Origin of the sequence: Pseudomonas sp. GD03858, assembly GCF_029840925.1 — a bacterium.
Classification (GTDB): domain Bacteria; phylum Pseudomonadota; class Gammaproteobacteria; order Pseudomonadales; family Pseudomonadaceae; genus Aquipseudomonas.
In genome coordinates this window covers 36,377-53,240 of sequence record NZ_JAOCDM010000027.1, presented here as the reverse complement: position 1 = coordinate 53,240, position 16,864 = coordinate 36,377, and the positions used below count along the sequence as shown (strand labels likewise).

Sequence of the window (16,864 nt, the reverse complement as noted above, 5' to 3'; positions counted from 1 at the left end):
AGGGGGCTGCTGCGCAGCCCTTTCGCGACACAAGGCCGCTCCTACAGGACCGCGCAGGCCTTGAAAGGCTCAGCGCAACCGTCGGTTCCAATCCCCGCCATGATCACGCCAGCATGCCTCCTCGCTGTCGAAGCGCACATGCCAGGCGACATGGTCCAGCTCGACCCCCGCGTCACTCAGCGCCAGGGCCGTCAGCGCGATCATCCGCGCCTTGTCCGCGCCGGCCAGTGCCCGGGCCTTGTCGGTGTCGTCGGTGAACACCCAGGTGATGCGCAGGCTGGCGGGAAAGTCGTCGAGGTCCACCTGGTGGGTGAGCCAGGCGAAACCGACGATCTCGCCCTGGGCGGTGGCGCAGGCCTCGGTCAGGCAGGCGACCATCTCCCGCTCCAGACGTGCCAGGACACGCTTGCCACTGGCCATCAGCCCTTGGCCCTTTCAACCGACAGCGTTTTCAGAAGCGCAATGGCGCAGGCGAATTGCATGGTGGTGTCCTTGGCTCGAAAAAGTGCAGGGCGGTCACTGTAGCGCAGTTGTCCATCGCGCCAGGCACTTAAATTGCGCGTCAAGGCGCAACCGCTCTGGATCAAGGCAAAGACCATGACCACAGGGTTGCAAGTTTCATCTGCGTTCATCTGCGTAGTTGGCCCGCTACCTGCTATATCCAGCCAGCGAACATTGATCGGGTGGTCAGATCGGAGTGCCCGCGGGCAGTCGACCTCGACCACTGGACAGTGGCCTTCAGGCCACGAATTTCAGAGGCTACAGGATGTCAACGGCGCAGCAGATCGACTCACCACAGGCAGACGCGGGTTGGAGCGCGCATCTGCAGTTGCGCTTCGTCCAGCGCGAGGGCGTGACCCGCCTTGGTGCGCGTCGTCACGTCGGACCTCTTTTGGTGCAACGACCGTTCTATCCAGAGGGCGCGCCGTGCCACGTCTATGTCCTGCACCCGCCGGGCGGGATCGTCGCCGGCGACCGTCTGGAACTGGACATCCACCTCGACCCCGGCAGCCACGCCTTGCTGACCATGCCGGGAGCGAGCAAGTTCTATCGCAGCATTGGCCCCACCGCGTACCTGGCCCAGCACTTTCACCTGGCCGCCGACAGCGTGCTGGAGTGGTTGCCTCAGGACAGCATCTTCTTCAATGGTGCCCGCGCCAGCCTCGACAGCCGTTTCACCCTTGAGCCCGGCGCTCGCCTGCTGGCCTGGGAAACCCTGTGCCTGGGCCGCCCGGTGATGGGCGAGCGTTTCGAGCAGGGCGCGCTGGACAGCCGCCTGCGCATCGAACTGCCCGACGACCCCGGCCTGCACGAGCGCCTGCGTATCGACGGTGGGCAACTGGCCAAGGTCGGCGACCACCCGCTACTGGCGACCTTCTGCGCTGCCCCCGCTAACACCACGGTGCTTGAGCAGGTGCGCGAACTGCTCGACCAACTGAAGACCCCGGCCGGCGCCACCTTGCTCGGATCACTGCTGGTGATCCGTCTGCTCGACCACGACAACCAACACCTGCAACGCAACCTGCAGCGCCTCTGGCACCTGCTGCGCCCGGCCGTGCTCGGCCTGGCGCCGTGCCCGCCGCGCATCTGGGCCACCTGAGAGAGCCGCCATGGAGCTGACCCCGCGAGAGAAAGACAAACTGCTGCTGTTCACCGCCGCCTTGCTGGCCGAGCGGCGCCTGGCCCGTGGCTTGAAACTCAACTACCCGGAAGCGGTGGCGCTGATCAGTGCCGCGGTGCTCGAAGGCGCCCGCGATGGTCGCACGGTGGCCGAGCTGATGAGCCTGGGCCGCGAGGTGCTGGTGCGCGAGCAGGTGATGACGGGGGTGCCGGAGATGCTGCACGACGTCCAGATCGAGGCGACCTTCCCCGACGGCACCAAGCTGGTGACCGTGCATGAACCCATTGTTTGAGGAAGCCGGCATGATTCCCGGAGAAGTCCAGGTCGCCAGCGGCGACATCGAGCTCAATGTCGGTCGCGCGACGCTCAGCGTCAGCGTGGCCAACCACGGCGACCGCCCGGTACAGGTGGGCTCGCACTACCACTTCTACGAAGTCAACGACGCCCTGGTGTTCGAGCGCGAGCCGACTCGTGGTTTTCGCCTGGACATTCCGGCAGGCACGGCGGTGCGCTTCGAGCCGGGGCAGGCGCGTACCGTGCAGTTGGTGGCCTACGCCGGCAAGCGCGAGGTGTATGGTTTCCAGGGCAAGGTGATGGGCATGCTGGAGGGCAGGGCATGAGCCGCATTTCCCGGCAGGCCTACGCCGACATGTTCGGTCCCACCGTCGGCGATCGCGTGCGCCTGGCCGATACCGCGCTGTGGGTGGCAGTGGAAAAGGACTTCACGATCTACGGCGAGGAGGTCAAGTTCGGCGGCGGCAAGGTGATCCGCGACGGCATGGGCCAGGGCCAGATGCTCGCAGCCGAGGCCATGGACCTGGTGCTGACCAATGCGCTGATCATCGACCACTGGGGCATCGTCAAGGCCGATATCGGTGTCAAGCACGGGCGTATCGCCGCCATCGGCAAAGCCGGCAACCCCGATGTGCAGCCCGGTGTCACGGTGCCGGTAGGGCCGGGCACCGAGGTCATCGCCGCCGAAGGCAAGATCGTCACCGCCGGCGGCATCGATTCGCATATCCACTTCATCTGCCCGCAGCAGGTGGAAGAGGCGCTGACCAGCGGCGTGACCACCTTCATCGGCGGCGGCACCGGGCCTGCCACCGGCACCAACGCCACCACCTGCACCCCCGGCCCCTGGTACCTGGCGCGCATGCTCCAGGCCGCCGACTGCCTGCCGATCAACATCGGCCTGCTGGGCAAGGGCAATGCCTCGCGGCCCGAGGCCCTGCGCGAGCAGATCGCCGCTGGCGCCGTGGGCCTCAAGCTGCACGAAGACTGGGGCTCGACGCCCGCCGCCATCGACTGCTGCCTGGGGGTGGCCGAGGAGATGGACATCCAGGTGGCGATCCACACCGACACCCTCAACGAGTCGGGCTGCATCGAGGACACCCTGGCCGCCATCGGCGAGCGCACCATTCATACCTTCCATACCGAAGGCGCCGGTGGCGGCCATGCGCCGGACATCATCCGCGCCGCGGGCCAGGCCAACGTGCTGCCGTCCTCGACCAACCCGACGCTGCCCTACACGGTCAACACCGTCGACGAGCACCTGGACATGCTCATGGTCTGCCATCACCTGGACCCGAGCATCGCCGAGGACGTGGCTTTCGCCGAGTCACGCATCCGCCGCGAGACCATCGCCGCCGAGGACATCCTCCACGACATGGGCGCTTTTTCCATGACCTCGTCCGACTCCCAGGCCATGGGCCGGGTTGGCGAAGTGGTGCTGCGCACCTGGCAGGTGGCGCATCAGATGAAGCTGCGCCGAGGTCCGCTGGCCCCGGATGGCGACTACTGCGACAACTTCCGGGTCAAGCGCTACATCGCCAAGTACACGATCAACCCGGCGCTGACCCATGGCATCGCCCACGAGGTCGGCTCGGTGGAAGTGGGCAAGTTGGCCGACCTGGTGCTCTGGGCGCCGGCGTTCTTCGCGGTAAAGCCCGCGCTGGTGCTCAAGGGGGGGATGATTGCCACCGCGCCGATGGGGGACATCAACGGCTCGATTCCCACGCCGCAGCCGGTGCATTACCGGCCCATGTTCGGCGCCCTGGGCGCGGCGCGGCATGCCACGCGCATGACCTTCCTGCCCCAGGCCGCCCTGGACCGTGGCCTGCCCGATGAGCTGAAGCTGCAGAGCCTGATCGGCGTGGCCCATGGCTGCCGGCGGGTGCGCAAGGCCGATATGGTCCACAACACCCTGCAACCGCTGATCGAGGTCGATGCGCAGACCTACCAGGTACGCGCCGACGGCGAGCTGCTGGTGTGTGAGCCGGCCCACGAGCTGCCGCTGGCGCAGCGCTATTTCCTGTTCTGACGGCTTGAAAGTGGGGCGTGGGAGCGGGCTTGTCGGAACGCCGCACCGCCCGGATTACCGGCAGCGCCGGTGCCATTGATCGCGGGGCAAGCCCGCTCCCACGGTGCCTATCGTTGCAAACCTGGTTTTGTTTTTAAGGAGTGAACATGATCGTACTTACCCGCAGGCTCAGCGATGCCGTCACGGTGACCGGCAGTGTCACCCTCGCGGTCGACAGCCGGATCAAGAGCCGCCTGCGCGTCACCCTCGACGATGGCCGCGAGGCCGGGCTGATGCTCGAACGTGGCCACCTGCTGCGCGGTGGTGAGCTGCTCGCCGATGCCGAAGGCGAGCAGGTGATCCGCGTGCTGGCCGCCCCCGAGGCCGTGTCGACGGTGCGTTGCGCCGATCCACATCTGTTGGCCCGTGCCGCCTATCACCTGGGCAATCGCCATGTGCCGTTGCAGATCGAGCCGGGCTTGCTGCGCTACCAGCACGACCACGTGCTCGACGACATGCTGCGCGGCCTGGGGCTGGAGGCGATCACCGAACAGGCACCGTTCGAGCCCGAAGCTGGCGCCTACCAGAGCGCATCCCATTCCCACGGTCACGGCCATCCGTTCGTGCGCCTGCCCGCCCATTCCTGACCTCACCCCTTTGGAGCCTTCGATGAAAAAGACTTTCGCTCTGGTACTGCTGATGGTGGCCTTGCCGGCCTTCGCCCACCCCGGCCATGATGCCAACCCGTTGCAGGATGGCCTGCTGCACCCGCTGACAGGGCTCGACCATCTACTGATGCTGCTCGGCACCGGCGTGCTCGCCGCCCTGACCGGACGCAATCTGGCCTTGCCGCTGGCGACTTTGGCGGCGATGTTCGCTGGGGCTGTGTGCGGCCACCTGTTCGGCGGTGTGGTCGGCATGGAACAGATGATTCTCGGCAGCCTGCTGGTGGCTGCCGCCGCCATGTTGCTGCCGGGTCGCCAGCTGCTGCTGTCGCTGGTCATGCCGGTGTTCGCCCTGTTCCATGGCTGGGCCCACGGCGTGGAGGCCACGCCCAGCGCGTTCTGGCTGTTCAGCGCAGGCTTCGTCACGGTCAGCGGGTTGCTGCTGGCCGTGGGTTTCGGCGTCGGGTGCCTGCTGCGCCGCCATGCCGGCCTGCAGAAAGCCTTCGGCGGTGGCCTGCTGGCCGGTGCCGCGCTGGTGCTGGCCGGCTGATGAGCAGCGACCTGGCGCTGCTGCGCCTGCTGCAACTGGTCAGCCCCGGCCTGCCCGTGGGCGGATTTACCTACTCGCAAGGCCTGGAGTGGGCCGTGGAAGCCGGCTGGGTGAGGGACGCCAAGGGTTTCGCAGCCTGGCAGCGCGAGCAGTTGCACGACACCCTCGGTCATCTCGACTGGCCGTTGCTGGCGCGCCTCTACCGGGCGTGCCAGGTGGGCGATGCCGATGCCTTCGCGCATTGGAGCAGGTTCTTGCTGGCCAATCGCGAGACCGCCGAGCTGCGTCTGGAGGAGCGCCAGCGCGGCAGCGCCCTGGCCCGTTTGCTCGATGGTTGGCAGGTGGGGCAGGCCCCGGCCTGGCGTGCCAGCCTCGAACTCAGCCAACTGGGTGGCATGGCCTGGCTCGCGGCGCACTGGTCGATCCCACTGCGCCAGCTCGCCCTGGGCCACGGTTTTGCCTGGTTGGAAGGGGCGGTAATGGCGGGGGTGAAGCTGGTGCCGTTCGGCCAGCAGGCCGCCCAGACCTTGCTGCGCGACCTGGGCGAGGAGCTGCCCTCCGTGCTTGACCATGCCCTGACGCTCGACGACGACCAGCTCGGTGGCGGCCTGCCGCTGCTGGCCATTGCCTCGTCGCGCCACGAAACCCAATACACCCGTTTGTTCCGTTCCTGAGGACTGCCTCGATGCAAAATTATCAGCAACCCCTGCGTGTCGGCGTCGGAGGCCCGGTCGGTTCTGGCAAGACCGCGCTGCTCGAAGCCCTGTGCAAGGCCATGCGCGATCACTACCAGATCGCAGTGGTGACCAACGACATCTACACCAAGGAAGACCAGCGTATTCTCACCGAGGCCGGTGCCCTGGCGCCGGAGCGCATCGTTGGCGTCGAGACCGGCGGCTGCCCGCACACGGCCATTCGCGAAGACGCTTCGATGAATCTGGCCGCCGTGGAGGAACTGGCAAGTAAGTTCGGTAATCTCGAGGTGATCTTCGTCGAAAGCGGTGGTGATAATCTCAGCGCGACCTTCAGTCCAGAACTGGCGGATCTGACCATCTACGTGATCGATGTGGCGGAGGGCGAAAAGATCCCGCGCAAAGGTGGGCCCGGCATCACCAAGTCGGATTTCCTGGTGATCAACAAGACAGACCTGGCCCCATACGTCGGGGCTTCGCTGGAAGTGATGGAGCGGGACACTCGCAGAATGCGCCCGGAGCGACCGTGGACCTTCAGCAACCTGAAGAAGGGCGACGGGCTGCAGGCGGTCATTGACTTCATCGTCGAGAGGGGCATGTTGGGGGCGCGAAGCTGAACGGGCGTTGGTGTGACATGCCATCGTCTTGATGGCGTTCCTACAAGTCACAGCGCGACTTCTTACCGTTGCGGTGGTTGCGGGCTACAGCTTATGGCCAGGCTCGACGATAAAGTCCGTCGGGTTGCCGCGGGCCTGGTGTCCAGACCACTCGCCTGGCGTACATGTAGACCCAAACCTCACTCAAGGGAATCCGTATGAAATTGATCGCACTCGTCGCTCTTTTGGCAACCACCGGCATGGTCCAGGCTGCGAACATGGAGGCCGCCAAACTGTCCAGTCTTTCCCTCAAGTCCCCATGGTTGACCTGCCCCTAGGGCACGAAAAAAATCGGTGACGATTGCGTGCCCGCCAACATCGACTTCGAGTAATCCAATCCGCAGTCCAAGCCCGTTCATGGCGAACACCATTGCCGTCATGAACGGGCTTCTGTTCGTCTGGAATCAGCAGAGTCTGCATGATTGCCCGCGTCAGCCTGCTTTGCGCAAGGTGCTGGCGACACGGGAGAGTGTTTCCAGGTGATGCATGGGGCTTTTTGTCGAGGTGAATGATTCCCTCGACGGCTAAAGTCTGGCTGGCCGCCGCGGCTTGCCTGCGGCAGCGAGTCCACAACATCACTCAAGGAAACTTACATGAAATGGATTGCATTCTTTTCGGTGCTGGCTGCTGCAGCTCCAGCCCAGTTCGTGCTTGGCAATGAGCACACATTCGAGCCTGCCGTCGATACCGTTTCGCCGTTCGCCCAGGTCGACGCCGGGGTCGGGCAAAGCACGCGATTGGCCGGGGTTGGCCACTATGGCGGGGTGGCTCCGTTCGACTGCCCGCCCGGTACGTTCGCCACGTCGGTTGGGCACTGCCAGCCCTCTTTCGACTTCGATTGAGCACTGTGCGCAGGGCATGCGCTTGACTGAAATCCAACCGTGCGAGGCACGAGCACTGGCGGCGCTGCTGTCAGTGAGTGGGTAACGGCGGCATGGAAGTCAGCGAAACTGGCATTGGGAGAAATGGCGCATCGACTGAGATTGCAAACAGTCTCTTACACGACAGGTTCAATTTTCAGGGTTTGGCACAAGGGTTTGCCTAAGGATCATCGGTTTGGGTTGCAGGTAAAGTCGTTCTGGCTGACGGATCGAACAGTAGGACTTTTCGCCAGCTGCAGTTGAAACCGAATGAACCACGCAAGGAAACCATAATGAAGAAAATTGCCTTGATCGTACTGCTGGCCACCGCAGGCACTTTCCAGATCGCCCATGCCTCGAATCCACCTTCACTGCCTTGCGCGCCGGGCACCTATCCGACTTCGGTTGGTCTTTGCCAGCCAGCCTGGGATTTCGATTGATGGCTAAAGCAGGTCAGAGCGACTGATCTTGTGCCTATCGCCGTGCATGGAGCATCCTCCATGCACGGTTTTCTTGCTGGGGCGCCAAGGGGCCTGGCCATGAAGCCCCAGGTGACGTGAGTGGCGATCATCCAAATGTCTTCGAAACACCGTTGCGCGTGTCAGTCCGCGACCGTCGATCAACGCATGCGTGCGAGCTGGGCGGTACCCTTGTGAAAATATGCTCAAGCCTTAGGTAAATCATCCATCTCGCGAGGGTCCGAACGCTTCGGCATCAAGGTAAAGTGACAGCAAGATCCCAGGGCGTTGCAATATGCGCCAGAGAGGTGCCTGTGGCTTCCTATACCTTGCGTCAACTCAAGTACTTCGTCACCACCGTGGAAGCCGGCAGTGTCGCCGAAGCTTCGCGCCAGCTGTACATCGCTCAACCATCGATCTCCACGGCAATCAAGAGCCTGGAAGAAAGCTTCGGTGTGCAGTTGTTCATCCGTCACCACGCTCAAGGCGTATCACTGACGCCCAGCGGCAAGCGCTTCTACGCCAAGACCCGCGCGTTGCTGCAGATGGCCCACGAGTTCGAGCAGAATGCCCTGGCCGACAACGACACCGTGGCCGGGCAGATCGACATCGGCTGCTTCGAGACCGTGGCGCCACTGTACCTGCCGCGACTGATCGCCGGTTTTCGCGAGCGCTACCCGGGCGTGGACATCCGCCTGCGCGACGGCGAACAGCAGGACCTGATCCAGGGCCTGACCGCCGGCACCTTCGACCTGGTGTTCCTCTACGATCATGACCTCGATGGCACCATCGAGACCGAACCGTTGATGCCCGCGCAGAAACCCTATGTGCTGCTTCCAGAGAAGCACCGTTTCGCCAGCCAGGCCCAGGTGTCGCTGCGCGACCTGTGCCCAGAGCCGATGATCCTGCTCGACGTGGCGCCCAGCCGCACGTACTTCGTCAGCCTGTTCAACGAACTGGGGCTGACCCCGAACATCGTGTTCAGCTCGCCGTCCATCGAGATGGTCCGGGGCATGGTGGGCCAGGGATTCGGTTTCTCGCTGCTGGTCACCCGGCCATTTTCGGAATTCACCTATGATGGGCAGCGCCTGGTGACCGTCGACATCAGCGAACCGGTGGCACTGTCGGGGTTGGCGGCAGCCCACCTGAAGCGGGTGCAACTGACCAAGCCGGCGCAGCTGTTCGTCGAATTCTGCCGAGAGCAGCTGGCGAGCTTTTGACCTTGGCTTGCCGGTGGCCGTCCATTCGTCGCCCCGAGGCCAGGGGCTGTCGAACGATTCAGGTCGCGCCGGGCTCTTCCATCAAGGCGCCAGGGGATCGCGGGTGCTGTCATTGCTTTGGCGAATGGCCTGCTGCCAGGGCATGGGCAATATCAATTGGCATTGCGCCCTTGCACGGCGTAATCACACAGCAGGCCACCCAGTAGTGCGAGGGTCGTACCATGTCATTGATCGGTGTTTCGATGCTTGAAATGCGGCAGATGATCGAGCAAGCCTGCTTGCCTGACCGTTGCGAGGTCAGTTGCCCGGATGGCGAAAACCTTACCATTCGCCTGGGCCGGGGCGAGAGCCTGGACGACTGCCTCACCGTTACCGGGGTGCCAGTCGCCAGTCTCAAGAACTGTCATGACCTGCTGGAGCTGGTGACGCGCATCAAGGCGCAGCGGCACAGCCAGACACTTGAGTTCAAGGCCATCGCCTGAATGCCGCAGGTTTGGTCGGCGCTGCTCACTGCAGCTCCAGCAACAGATTGATTCCGCCATCACCGCATCTGACGTGTTCGCGTACCACGCCTCGATAGCTGCGTCCCTCCCAGACGAAGGCAACACTATGGGCACGCTCCACCTTGGCGGGCAGCGGCGGTTCGATGTGCAGGCGCAGGGCAGGGCGACCTTGCAGGCTAAGGGCAGCCAGCTGAACCTGGCACTCGGCGCGCTGCGCCACCGAACCGAACAGGGTGTCACGAATGAAGTCCAGCTCGAGGCGGGCGCAGGGCGCGCGGCAGGACATCTTCATGGCGGGCTCCTGACGAAAGGACGGAGTATCTCTCGTTGGAAGCCTAAAGCGCGTAAGCGTTCAAATTATTTCAGTCCGATGGCGCGCAGATCATCTTGTCACGGTCTTTGTGGCACAACCGAACTGCCGAAGCTGTTGCCCATGCGCGTCGACGTCGCCGCAGGTGTCGCCAGGCCCATCTGGTTCGGGGCCTTGCGTTGCAGTTGTCGCGCTGGATCGAGCTGCTCGCGCAGGCCTTGCGCTGCTTTCGGATCGCTGCCTTGCAACTGTTGTGTCAGACAGTCGTAGGCCAGTGCCCGGGACTGACCGACCTGCACGTCGATGCAGCCCTGGCCGGCTTCGCTGCGCTCGGCAAGCACTGGCAGGGCGTAGCCCAGCAGCAGGGGCAGGAACGCCAGTGGCAGTCGGCCCATGGTGAGTACTCCTTGCGATGGATCCAGAGGCAAGTCTAGCCCTGGCTGGTTTGTCCCTGGGTGAAGCTTTGGTTGCCGCTGGCTGTCACCACAGCGTCATACATTGGCCCCAGGATGACGTTTCCCCGGCGACGGCGGCCAGCAAGGAGGCCAGTCAATCCGTGCGTGCATTGCTTGTGGTCGGCATGCTGATGCTGGGGTGGCTGGTCGCGCCGCTGTCCTTGCGCGCGCAACCGCTGCTGACCCTGGAGATCCCGGCACAGCCGCTGGATCAGGCGCTGGACAGCTTCGGCCGGCAGAGCGGCCTGGCGGTGCTGGTGGACCAGGCCTTGCTCACCGGGCAGCGTTCCAGCCTGGTGCAAGGACGCTATACCGCGCGCGAAGGCCTGCAGCGATTGTTGCGGGGCACCGGGCTACTGGCCCGCTACAGCGGTAGCGGTGGCTTCACCCTGTTGCCGTTGCGTTTTCCGGTCGCAACACGGCGTAGCCCGGCGACGGGCGTGTCTGCCGGAGGTTACGGGCAGGCGTTGCAAATGGCGGTCGAGCGCGCGTTGTGCACCTCGGCATTGACCCGCCCCGGCAGCTATAGGGCGGCCTTGCAGATCTGGATCGATGCCCGTGGCCAGATCGCGCAGAGCCGCTTGCTGGCATCGACCGGCGATTTCGCCCGTGATGCCGCGGTCATCGAACGCTTGCATGCGGTACGCCTCGAGGGCGCGCCACCGACATCCTTGGCGCAGCCGATCACTTTGCTGCTACGCCCGGTACCTATGGATTGCCCACTTTCGCAAGGAGCTGCGGCGGCATGAACAAACCTCGGGACAGTGCGCTGGTCAAGCTGTTTCTGACGTCCTACGACGCGTTGCGGGTGCGCCTGAGGCGCAGGCTCGGCTCGGATGACCTGGCCAACGATGTGCTGCAGGAAACCTACCTGCGGGTCGATCGCATGGAGGCGGTGCACGATCTGCGCAAGCCCGATGCCTACCTGTACCGCATGGCCCTGAATGTCGCCGCCGATCGCCGCGAGGCCGACGCCCGGTTGCTGACCGGTGGCGAAATAGAGGCGTTGTTGCAGGTCGCCGAAGACCAGGATCCGGCACGTATCGTCGGTGGCCAGCGCGAAATCCAGAATCTGCTGGGCGCGCTTTACGAGCTGCCGGCACGGCGGCGACGGATTTTCATTGCGGCCCGCCTGGAAGAGGCCTCGCACCAGGAGATTTCCCAGCGTTTCGGCATTTCCACGCGCACGGTGGAGAAGGAACTCAAGGCGGCGCTGGGGCATTGCGCGCAGCGCCTGGATAGAAAAGTATTTCAGCGGTTCGGTCCGGGCGCGGGAAAACCGTCTTGATCAATAGTCGACTTTCTCATGTGAATGCCATGCCTCAGATTTCGCCCGATCCCGACTTGCAGCGCCAGGCCCAGGACTGGCTCGTGCGGCTGACTTCCGGTCAGGCCACCCATGCCGACGCTCAGGCCCTGCGACAGTGGTGCGCGCGCAGCCCGGCCCATGCCGAGGCGTTCGCCCAGGCTCGACAGCTCTGGCACCTGTTGGGGCCAGCGGCGCGTCAGGCCCGTCAGGTGGCGCCCATGCCTGTGCTGGGCAGGCGTGCCCTGCTGGGCGGCGCGGTGGCGGCTTCGGCGGCGCTGCTGGTCTGGCGTGGCGGCCTGCTGGAGGATCTTGCCGCGCCCCCCGTGGCATTCGCCACCGAGGCGGGCGAACAGCGCCGCGTCGAGCTGGCGGCGGGCATCGAACTGGAGCTGAACGTACGTACCCAGGTCAGCCGGGAGCGGCACGGCATCGCGCTGTTGGGGGGCGAGATCGAGGTCCAGGCCCGTCAGCCTGTACAGGTGCGTGCCGGGCAAGGGCTGATCAGTGCCGACCTCGCGCGGTTCAACGTGCGTGAAGACGACGAGGGGGTGTGCGTCACCTGCCTGAGCGGTGAACTGCGCATCGCCGCTCTGGGGCAGGTCGAGAACCTGCCGGCCGGGCTTCAGCTGCGTTACGGCGCGCAGCGAGTCAGCGCGCCGGCGGCATTCGATATTGGACAGGTGATGTCCTGGAGAGAGCGCATGCTGGTGTTTCGCGATGCGCCACTGGCCCAGGTGATCGATGAGATCAATCGCTATCGCCCTGGACGCCTGATTCTGCTCAACCCGTCACTGGGGCGCCGCCGGGTGCAGGCCCGGTTCAGTTTCGAGCAACTGGCCCAGGCCGCCGAACTGATCCGCAGCGCTTATGGCGCTCGTTGCCTCGAGCTGCCAGGCGGTGTGGTGCTGGTCAGTTGAACGGCCCCAGCACCTGACGATAGCGCTCTTCACCTTGACTGCCACGCCAGCCCAGACGTATCTCCAGACCTGCGGGAGCGTCGTGCGCCTGGCTGTCCGGTCCTTGCCAGCCCTTGTCGGGTTGCCAGCGGCGCAGGCTGAAAGTCGTCACGTTGTCCAATACGGCCACGGCCATCTCGGGGGCCGGTAGTGGATAGCGCTCGCGCAGCGGCGCGGCGGCACGATACAGGGTGCCTGCGCGCACGTACCAGCGGACCCGCTGCAGGCCGCTACCGGGGATGGCTCCCGCACGAACCAGTTCCAGGCGGTCGGCGCGGGCACGAATCGCTGGCAGTGCCGGCTTGCCCGGTGGCTCGCGACCGGGCAGGGGTGGTTCCAGCAGTTCCACGGTGGCGCGCAGGGCCAGGTCGCGCTCCAACTGCTGGAATACCCGCAGCACCGCCTGGTGCGCTTCGCTGGCCTGGCGTACATGGCGGTCGGCGCGGCTGACGCTGTCGAGCCCGCGCCAGGCGATCAGGCTGACCACCGCCATCAGCAGGATCGCGATCATCACTTCGATCAGGGTGAAGCCGCGTTGCCGGTTCATGGCTGGCTAACCCGGAATTTCCCGGCGCCGTCGCTGGCCAGGCGCACCAGCACCGGGCCGCTGCGCAGGCGCACGGTCAGCGGGGCGCCGATCCATTCGCCGTCCAGCCATACCGCCCCGCGGGGCTCGACCTGGACCTTGACGGTGTCGGCCTGCCAGCGGCGGTGCTTGAGCGGACCTTCGTCGACCAGCCGGCCATCGGCGCGCACGAAACCGTAGCCGTCGTGGTCGACTTGCCAGCGCAGGGGCTGGCCATCGGCCTGGGCCTCGCTGCGCGCCAACTCCAGCATGAGTGCCAGGCGCTCGCCATCGGCCCGCAGGTGTTTGCCAGGGTCGGGGCGGATGCTCAGGCTGATGGCGGCGCTGGCGATACCCACGATCACCAGCACCACCATCAGTTCGATCAGGGTGAAACCGCGTTGTCCGTTCACGGGGCTGCTCCTTGTCCTGACTGGCAGCTTGCCCGACGAAGATGATCGCGATGTGAAACAAAACCGTGAGAATTACCCGGTATGTTGGCTGGCAGGTACACAAGGAGCCCCTGAACATGCCCATCGCCCGTTTCGATCTTGCCCTGGGCCCGCTGCTGCAGGCGTCGGGCGCGCTGCTTGCGCTCGCCGGGCTGGCGACCTGGGCCATCGTGCTGCTGCAACCGGCGCAGGTGATGGCCGTGGCGCAGCCGAGCGTGGCCCAGGCGCCGGAAGAAACCCCGGCGGGTCGCTGGTTCGCGAACATCCCGCTGCAGGTGGACATCAAGGTCAGCGGGGTGATGGCCGGCAGCCAGGGCGCGGTGGCCATCGTCAGCCTCGACGGTGGCCCGGCCCGGGCGGTGCGTGATGGCGAGGAACTGGCCCGGGGCGTGCGTCTGGTCGCCATCGAGGCCAGCGGGTTGTTGATCGAGCGCGGCGGCCAGCGTAGCCGCGTGGAAGTGCCTGTGCTGGCACGCACGCCGTTTCCGGGTGAAGCGCCTCAGCCTTCGGCGAACTGACGCAGACGCTCGCCATCGAGGCGATAGCGAACCCACTCGTCCTGCGGCTCGGCGCCCAGCGAACGGTAGAAGCCGATGGCCGGCTCGTTCCAGTCCAGCACGCTCCACTCCAGGCGCCCGCAGTCGTTTTCCAGTGCCTCCCGGGCGATATGTCGCAGCAGCTTGCGCCCAGCGCCGTCGCCGCGTTGTTGCGGGCTCACGTACAGGTCTTCGAGGTAGATGCCGTTGCGTCCCAGCCAGGTGGAATAGCTGTAGAAATACACGGCAAAGCCGATGGCTTGGCCCTCACGCTCGCAGATCAGGCTATGCACGGTGCTGCCTTCATCGAACAGGCTGTGCTCGATATCGGCGAGGGTCGCCACCACTTCATGACGGGCGCGTTCGTAGTCGGCCAGCTCGGTGACGAAGGCGAGGATCTGTGCGGCGTCGCTGCGTACTGCGGGGCGGATGGTCACACTCATGGGGGCTTCCTTGTGATTGGGCTGGAGGCGATGGTAGCGGCAATGCCCTGGCTTGCCGATATGTAAAGCATGTTTGACATTGCAGGGTAGTGCCTCTAGTGTAAAGCACCCTTTACATGGAGGTCGTTACCATGCTGCACAAGCGTTATCGCAACCTGTTCATCGCGTCGATGCTCGCCTATTGCGCCTGCGTGCTGCTCAGCAGCCACTTCCTGCAGGCGATGTCCACGGGCGTGCTCAAGGTGGCTCTGGCGCTGCTGCCGGTGCCGGCCTTGCTGGTCATGGCCTGGGCTTGCATCGGTCAGTTGCGCCAACTGGACGAGATGATGCGCCGGATCCAGCTCGAAGCCCTGGGCCTGGCGTTCGTCATCACCGCATTGCTGACCTTCAGCTATGGTTTCCTGGAGACGGCGGGCTTCCCGCGCCTGTCGATGTTCATGGTCTGGCCGCTGATGGGCCTGCTGTGGATGATGGGAACCTGGGTGGGCGTAAGGCGTTATCGATGAACAACCATATGCGCGCCCTGCGCGCCGAGATGGGCTGGTCGCAGGCCGAGCTGGCCGAGCGCCTGGGGGTGTCGCGGCAGACGGTCAATGCCATCGAGACGGGGCGCTACGACCCCAGCCTGCCGCTGGCATTCACCATCGCCCGGGTGTTCGAGCGCGCGATCGAGGCGATCTTCGATCCAGACGAACCGGTTCAGTAGAGTGTATCTGTGCAATTTAGGTCAACTGTACCGGTCGCTGGCAACCAGGCTCCGCTAGTGTGGCGACACGACAATCCTAAAATGGAACCGCCGCCATGCTTGCCTCGCTCGACCTGCTCAGCGCCTTCGTGCTGTTTGCCTTCGTTTCGTCCATCACGCCCGGTCCTAACAACACCATGCTGCTGGCATCCGGGGTGAATTTCGGCGTGCGACGCAGCATTCCCCATGCCTTGGGCATCAGCGTCGGCTTCATGGTGATGGTGCTGGCGGTGGGCTTGGGGCTGGGCGAGGTGTTCAAGGCCTGGCCTGCGCTGTACAGCATCCTACGCTATGTGGGCGCGGCGTATCTGCTGTACCTGGCGTGGAAGATCGCCACCTCCGGGCCGATGTCGGGCGACGCCGTTGGCAGTCGCAAGCCTTTGGGCTTCTGGGGCGCGGCGGCGTTCCAATGGGTCAACCCAAAGGCCTGGGTGATGGCGGTGGGCGCGATCACCACCTATACCCCGGCCCAGGGCTACGCTTTCAACGTCCTGGTCATCGCCCTGGTGTTCGCCCTGGTCAACCTGCCCAGCGTCGGGGTCTGGGTGATGTTCGGCAGTGCGCTGCGTAACCTGTTGCGCAATCCGCGCGCGGTGGTGCTGTTCAATGTCCTGATGGCCGTGTTGCTGGTGATTTCGCTGTATCCGCTGCTGTTTGTAGAATCGGCGTTTTCCTAGAGCCGATGAGTGCAGTCGATGGAGTTGATTCCCTGGTCCCATGAATGCGCCGAAGGCTTTACCCTGCGCGGTTGGCGGACCCCAGCCAGTGGCCGGCCGTTGTTGCACTTCCTGCATGGCAATGGCTTTTGCGGCCTGGTCTATCAACCGATGCTCATGCGCCTGGGCGAGCATTTCGACCTGTGGCTGAGCGATGTCCAGGGCCATGGCGACAGTGATCACGGTGGTGACTTCCGTGGCTGGAACCGCACCGCGGCGCTGGCCGTGGAGGCCTTCCAGGCGGGGCGTGGCGAATATGGCGAGGTGCCGCGCCTGGCGCTGGGACACAGCTTCGGCGGTGTACTGAGCGGCCTGATCCTGGCGGCTGAACCGGAGTTGTTCGAGCGCGCCGTACTGCTGGACCCGGTGTTGTTCAGCCGGCCCATGATCGGGATGATGGGCGCCGCCGCCATGGTCGGCCTGCACCGCCGCCACGCACTGGCGCGCAAGGCCGCGACCCGGCGTAGCCACTGGCCCGATCGCGAGGCGGCGCTGGCCTCGCTGCAGGGCCGGGGCATCTTCAAGGGCTGGAGCGACGAGGCGCTGCGGGCTTACGTGGAGCATGCCATCGGCGACTGCGGTGAAGGCGTGGTGCTCAAGTGCAGGCCCAGCCGCGAGGTGGAAATCTTCAGCTCGTTCCCTGAGCGGATGTGGCATCAGCTGGCACAGATCCGCACACCGACGCAGATTCTGCATGGCGAGCGCACTTATCCGTTCGTGCCCCGCTCGGTGCGGCGCCTGGCAGGTTTGAACAGCCATGTGAGCGTACAGCAGGTAGCCGGCGGCCATTGTTTCATGCAGGAAGATCCGGCAGCCGCGACGCAACAGGTGCTGGCATTCCTGCTGCGCTGAA

General features: G+C 64.9%; 28 protein-coding genes. 20 read left to right on the top strand and 8 right to left on the bottom strand.

Annotation, left to right across the window (positions count from 1 at the left end; all coding sequences use genetic code 11):
• Positions 1-69: 69 nt before the first annotated feature.
• Complete coding sequence (locus N5D48_RS10250; RefSeq protein WP_279883749.1) at positions 70-423, bottom strand: hypothetical protein; 354 nt, start codon at positions 421-423, stop codon at positions 70-72.
• Positions 420-632, bottom strand: a complete 213-nt coding sequence (locus N5D48_RS10245) for a hypothetical protein (RefSeq protein WP_279883745.1) — start codon at positions 630-632, stop codon at positions 420-422. The genes N5D48_RS10250 and N5D48_RS10245 overlap by 4 nt, the downstream gene beginning before the upstream one ends.
• A 134-nt stretch (positions 633-766) precedes the next feature.
• Here N5D48_RS10245 and N5D48_RS10240 point away from each other — a divergent pair, with 134 nt between their 5' ends.
• The 8 genes from N5D48_RS10240 to ureG all read left to right on the top strand — a co-directional run bounded on the left by N5D48_RS10240 (position 767) and on the right by ureG (position 6,444).
• Positions 767-1,600 (top strand): urease accessory protein UreD, encoded by an 834-nt coding sequence (locus tag N5D48_RS10240; protein WP_279883743.1) that lies wholly within the window; start codon positions 767-769, stop codon positions 1,598-1,600.
• A 10-nt stretch (positions 1,601-1,610) separates the two neighbouring features.
• Positions 1,611-1,913, top strand: coding sequence for an urease subunit gamma (locus N5D48_RS10235; protein WP_279883741.1), 303 nt, complete (start codon positions 1,611-1,613; stop codon positions 1,911-1,913).
• A 10-nt stretch (positions 1,914-1,923) separates the two neighbouring features.
• Positions 1,924-2,241 (top strand): urease subunit beta, encoded by a 318-nt coding sequence (locus tag N5D48_RS10230; RefSeq protein ID WP_279883747.1) that lies wholly within the window; start codon positions 1,924-1,926, stop codon positions 2,239-2,241.
• Entirely contained in the window at positions 2,238-3,941 is a 1,704-nt protein-coding gene (ureC, locus tag N5D48_RS10225) for an urease subunit alpha (RefSeq protein WP_279883739.1), read from the top strand. The genes N5D48_RS10230 and ureC overlap by 4 nt, the downstream gene beginning before the upstream one ends.
• Positions 3,942-4,087: 146 nt before the next feature.
• Positions 4,088-4,567, top strand: a complete 480-nt coding sequence (ureE, locus tag N5D48_RS10220) for an urease accessory protein UreE (protein WP_279883737.1) — start codon at positions 4,088-4,090, stop codon at positions 4,565-4,567.
• Positions 4,568-4,589: 22 nt separating this feature from the next.
• Positions 4,590-5,135 carry a HupE/UreJ family protein gene (locus N5D48_RS10215; RefSeq protein ID WP_279883735.1) on the top strand — a complete coding sequence of 182 codons (546 nt, stop codon included), beginning with the start codon at positions 4,590-4,592 and terminating at the stop codon, positions 5,133-5,135.
• Positions 5,135-5,809 (top strand): urease accessory protein UreF, encoded by a 675-nt coding sequence (locus tag N5D48_RS10210; protein WP_279883733.1) that lies wholly within the window; start codon positions 5,135-5,137, stop codon positions 5,807-5,809. The genes N5D48_RS10215 and N5D48_RS10210 overlap by 1 nt, the downstream gene beginning before the upstream one ends.
• An 11-nt stretch (positions 5,810-5,820) precedes the next feature.
• Entirely contained in the window at positions 5,821-6,444 is a 624-nt protein-coding gene (ureG, locus tag N5D48_RS10205; protein ID WP_279883731.1) for an urease accessory protein UreG, read from the top strand.
• A gap of 179 nt (positions 6,445-6,623) precedes the next feature.
• On the opposite strand, the gene N5D48_RS10200 is transcribed toward ureG, so the two are convergent.
• A complete protein-coding gene (locus tag N5D48_RS10200) occupies positions 6,624-6,863 on the bottom strand; it encodes a hypothetical protein (protein ID WP_279883729.1) in 240 nt (79 codons plus the stop codon).
• 213 nt (positions 6,864-7,076) lie between these two features.
• On the opposite strand from N5D48_RS10200, the gene N5D48_RS10195 reads away from it, so the two are divergent.
• The 4 genes from N5D48_RS10195 (at position 7,077) to N5D48_RS10180 (ending at position 9,503) form a co-directional block, all read left to right on the top strand.
• Positions 7,077-7,325, top strand: coding sequence for a hypothetical protein (locus N5D48_RS10195; protein WP_279883727.1), 249 nt, complete (start codon positions 7,077-7,079; stop codon positions 7,323-7,325).
• Positions 7,326-7,636: 311 nt separating this feature from the next.
• On the top strand, positions 7,637-7,783 hold the full coding sequence (locus N5D48_RS10190; protein ID WP_279883725.1) for a hypothetical protein: 147 nt from the start codon (positions 7,637-7,639) through the stop codon (positions 7,781-7,783).
• Positions 7,784-8,115: 332 nt separating this feature from the next.
• Complete coding sequence (locus tag N5D48_RS10185) at positions 8,116-9,021, top strand: LysR family transcriptional regulator (RefSeq protein ID WP_279883724.1); 906 nt, start codon at positions 8,116-8,118, stop codon at positions 9,019-9,021.
• 221 nt (positions 9,022-9,242) lie between these two features.
• Complete coding sequence (locus N5D48_RS10180; RefSeq protein ID WP_279883723.1) at positions 9,243-9,503, top strand: DUF1652 domain-containing protein; 261 nt, start codon at positions 9,243-9,245, stop codon at positions 9,501-9,503.
• Positions 9,504-9,528: 25 nt separating this feature from the next.
• On the opposite strand, the gene N5D48_RS10175 is transcribed toward N5D48_RS10180, so the two are convergent.
• Both N5D48_RS10175 and N5D48_RS10170 read right to left on the bottom strand, forming a co-directional pair.
• Entirely contained in the window at positions 9,529-9,816 is a 288-nt protein-coding gene (locus N5D48_RS10175; RefSeq protein ID WP_279883722.1) for a hypothetical protein, read from the bottom strand.
• A 98-nt stretch (positions 9,817-9,914) separates the two neighbouring features.
• Positions 9,915-10,229 (bottom strand): hypothetical protein, encoded by a 315-nt coding sequence (locus tag N5D48_RS10170; RefSeq protein WP_279883721.1) that lies wholly within the window; start codon positions 10,227-10,229, stop codon positions 9,915-9,917.
• A gap of 161 nt (positions 10,230-10,390) precedes the next feature.
• Between N5D48_RS10170 and N5D48_RS10165 the strand changes: the two genes are divergently transcribed.
• From N5D48_RS10165 to N5D48_RS10155, 3 genes are read left to right on the top strand one after another with little or no spacing between them, the layout of a single operon-like run.
• Positions 10,391-11,038 (top strand): STN domain-containing protein, encoded by a 648-nt coding sequence (locus tag N5D48_RS10165; RefSeq protein ID WP_279883720.1) that lies wholly within the window; start codon positions 10,391-10,393, stop codon positions 11,036-11,038.
• Positions 11,035-11,577 (top strand): RNA polymerase sigma factor, encoded by a 543-nt coding sequence (locus tag N5D48_RS10160; protein WP_279883719.1) that lies wholly within the window; start codon positions 11,035-11,037, stop codon positions 11,575-11,577. The genes N5D48_RS10165 and N5D48_RS10160 overlap by 4 nt, the downstream gene beginning before the upstream one ends.
• 29 nt (positions 11,578-11,606) lie before the next feature.
• Positions 11,607-12,515, top strand: coding sequence for a DUF4880 domain-containing protein (locus tag N5D48_RS10155; protein WP_279883718.1), 909 nt, complete (start codon positions 11,607-11,609; stop codon positions 12,513-12,515).
• Here the strand turns inward: N5D48_RS10155 and N5D48_RS10150 are convergent.
• Both N5D48_RS10150 and N5D48_RS10145 read right to left on the bottom strand, forming a co-directional pair.
• The gene (locus N5D48_RS10150) at positions 12,508-13,101 is read right to left on the bottom strand and encodes a prepilin-type N-terminal cleavage/methylation domain-containing protein (protein ID WP_279883717.1); all 594 of its coding nucleotides are present in this window, start codon (positions 13,099-13,101) and stop codon (positions 12,508-12,510) included. The two genes, N5D48_RS10155 and N5D48_RS10150, sit on opposite strands and share 8 nt — an antisense overlap.
• Complete coding sequence (locus N5D48_RS10145) at positions 13,098-13,532, bottom strand: GspH/FimT family pseudopilin (RefSeq protein ID WP_279883715.1); 435 nt, start codon at positions 13,530-13,532, stop codon at positions 13,098-13,100. The genes N5D48_RS10150 and N5D48_RS10145 overlap by 4 nt, the downstream gene beginning before the upstream one ends.
• A 116-nt stretch (positions 13,533-13,648) precedes the next feature.
• On the opposite strand from N5D48_RS10145, the gene N5D48_RS10140 reads away from it, so the two are divergent.
• Complete coding sequence (locus N5D48_RS10140) at positions 13,649-14,089, top strand: general secretion pathway protein GspC (RefSeq protein WP_279883714.1); 441 nt, start codon at positions 13,649-13,651, stop codon at positions 14,087-14,089.
• On the opposite strand, the gene N5D48_RS10135 is transcribed toward N5D48_RS10140, so the two are convergent.
• Positions 14,071-14,550, bottom strand: coding sequence for a GNAT family N-acetyltransferase (locus tag N5D48_RS10135; RefSeq protein ID WP_279883712.1), 480 nt, complete (start codon positions 14,548-14,550; stop codon positions 14,071-14,073). The genes N5D48_RS10140 and N5D48_RS10135 overlap by 19 nt on opposite strands.
• A gap of 131 nt (positions 14,551-14,681) precedes the next feature.
• On the opposite strand from N5D48_RS10135, the gene N5D48_RS10130 reads away from it, so the two are divergent.
• The 4 genes from N5D48_RS10130 to N5D48_RS10115 all read left to right on the top strand — a co-directional run bounded on the left by N5D48_RS10130 (position 14,682) and on the right by N5D48_RS10115 (position 16,863).
• Positions 14,682-15,056, top strand: a complete 375-nt coding sequence (locus tag N5D48_RS10130) for a hypothetical protein (RefSeq protein ID WP_279883710.1) — start codon at positions 14,682-14,684, stop codon at positions 15,054-15,056.
• Positions 15,053-15,256 (top strand): helix-turn-helix transcriptional regulator, encoded by a 204-nt coding sequence (locus tag N5D48_RS10125; protein WP_279883708.1) that lies wholly within the window; start codon positions 15,053-15,055, stop codon positions 15,254-15,256. The genes N5D48_RS10130 and N5D48_RS10125 overlap by 4 nt, the downstream gene beginning before the upstream one ends.
• A 95-nt stretch (positions 15,257-15,351) precedes the next feature.
• Positions 15,352-15,972, top strand: a complete 621-nt coding sequence (locus N5D48_RS10120) for a LysE family translocator (protein ID WP_279883706.1) — start codon at positions 15,352-15,354, stop codon at positions 15,970-15,972.
• Between the two features lie 18 nt (positions 15,973-15,990).
• Entirely contained in the window at positions 15,991-16,863 is an 873-nt protein-coding gene (locus N5D48_RS10115) for an alpha/beta hydrolase (protein ID WP_279883705.1), read from the top strand.
• The last annotated feature ends 1 nt before the right edge of the window (position 16,864 follow it).

Coding starts and splice junctions, on each gene's coding strand:
- N5D48_RS10245 (WP_279883745.1), bottom strand. CDS start 632: ATGAACGCAGATGAAACTTGCAACCCTGTGGTCATGGTCTTTGCCTTG.
- N5D48_RS10240 (WP_279883743.1), top strand. CDS start 767: ATGTCAACGGCGCAGCAGATCGACTCACCACAGGCAGACGCGGGTTGG.
- N5D48_RS10235 (WP_279883741.1), top strand. CDS start 1,611: ATGGAGCTGACCCCGCGAGAGAAAGACAAACTGCTGCTGTTCACCGCC.
- N5D48_RS10230 (WP_279883747.1), top strand. CDS start 1,924: ATGATTCCCGGAGAAGTCCAGGTCGCCAGCGGCGACATCGAGCTCAAT.
- ureC (WP_279883739.1), top strand. CDS start 2,238: ATGAGCCGCATTTCCCGGCAGGCCTACGCCGACATGTTCGGTCCCACC.
- ureE (WP_279883737.1), top strand. CDS start 4,088: ATGATCGTACTTACCCGCAGGCTCAGCGATGCCGTCACGGTGACCGGC.
- N5D48_RS10215 (WP_279883735.1), top strand. CDS start 4,590: ATGAAAAAGACTTTCGCTCTGGTACTGCTGATGGTGGCCTTGCCGGCC.
- N5D48_RS10210 (WP_279883733.1), top strand. CDS start 5,135: ATGAGCAGCGACCTGGCGCTGCTGCGCCTGCTGCAACTGGTCAGCCCC.
- ureG (WP_279883731.1), top strand. CDS start 5,821: ATGCAAAATTATCAGCAACCCCTGCGTGTCGGCGTCGGAGGCCCGGTC.
- N5D48_RS10200 (WP_279883729.1), bottom strand. CDS start 6,863: ATGACGGCAATGGTGTTCGCCATGAACGGGCTTGGACTGCGGATTGGA.
- N5D48_RS10195 (WP_279883727.1), top strand. CDS start 7,077: ATGAAATGGATTGCATTCTTTTCGGTGCTGGCTGCTGCAGCTCCAGCC.
- N5D48_RS10190 (WP_279883725.1), top strand. CDS start 7,637: ATGAAGAAAATTGCCTTGATCGTACTGCTGGCCACCGCAGGCACTTTC.
- N5D48_RS10180 (WP_279883723.1), top strand. CDS start 9,243: ATGTCATTGATCGGTGTTTCGATGCTTGAAATGCGGCAGATGATCGAG.
- N5D48_RS10175 (WP_279883722.1), bottom strand. CDS start 9,816: ATGAAGATGTCCTGCCGCGCGCCCTGCGCCCGCCTCGAGCTGGACTTC.
- N5D48_RS10170 (WP_279883721.1), bottom strand. CDS start 10,229: ATGGGCCGACTGCCACTGGCGTTCCTGCCCCTGCTGCTGGGCTACGCC.
- N5D48_RS10160 (WP_279883719.1), top strand. CDS start 11,035: ATGAACAAACCTCGGGACAGTGCGCTGGTCAAGCTGTTTCTGACGTCC.
- N5D48_RS10155 (WP_279883718.1), top strand. CDS start 11,607: ATGCCTCAGATTTCGCCCGATCCCGACTTGCAGCGCCAGGCCCAGGAC.
- N5D48_RS10150 (WP_279883717.1), bottom strand. CDS start 13,101: ATGAACCGGCAACGCGGCTTCACCCTGATCGAAGTGATGATCGCGATC.
- N5D48_RS10140 (WP_279883714.1), top strand. CDS start 13,649: ATGCCCATCGCCCGTTTCGATCTTGCCCTGGGCCCGCTGCTGCAGGCG.
- N5D48_RS10135 (WP_279883712.1), bottom strand. CDS start 14,550: ATGAGTGTGACCATCCGCCCCGCAGTACGCAGCGACGCCGCACAGATC.
- N5D48_RS10130 (WP_279883710.1), top strand. CDS start 14,682: ATGCTGCACAAGCGTTATCGCAACCTGTTCATCGCGTCGATGCTCGCC.
- N5D48_RS10125 (WP_279883708.1), top strand. CDS start 15,053: ATGAACAACCATATGCGCGCCCTGCGCGCCGAGATGGGCTGGTCGCAG.
- N5D48_RS10120 (WP_279883706.1), top strand. CDS start 15,352: ATGCTTGCCTCGCTCGACCTGCTCAGCGCCTTCGTGCTGTTTGCCTTC.
- N5D48_RS10115 (WP_279883705.1), top strand. CDS start 15,991: ATGGAGTTGATTCCCTGGTCCCATGAATGCGCCGAAGGCTTTACCCTG.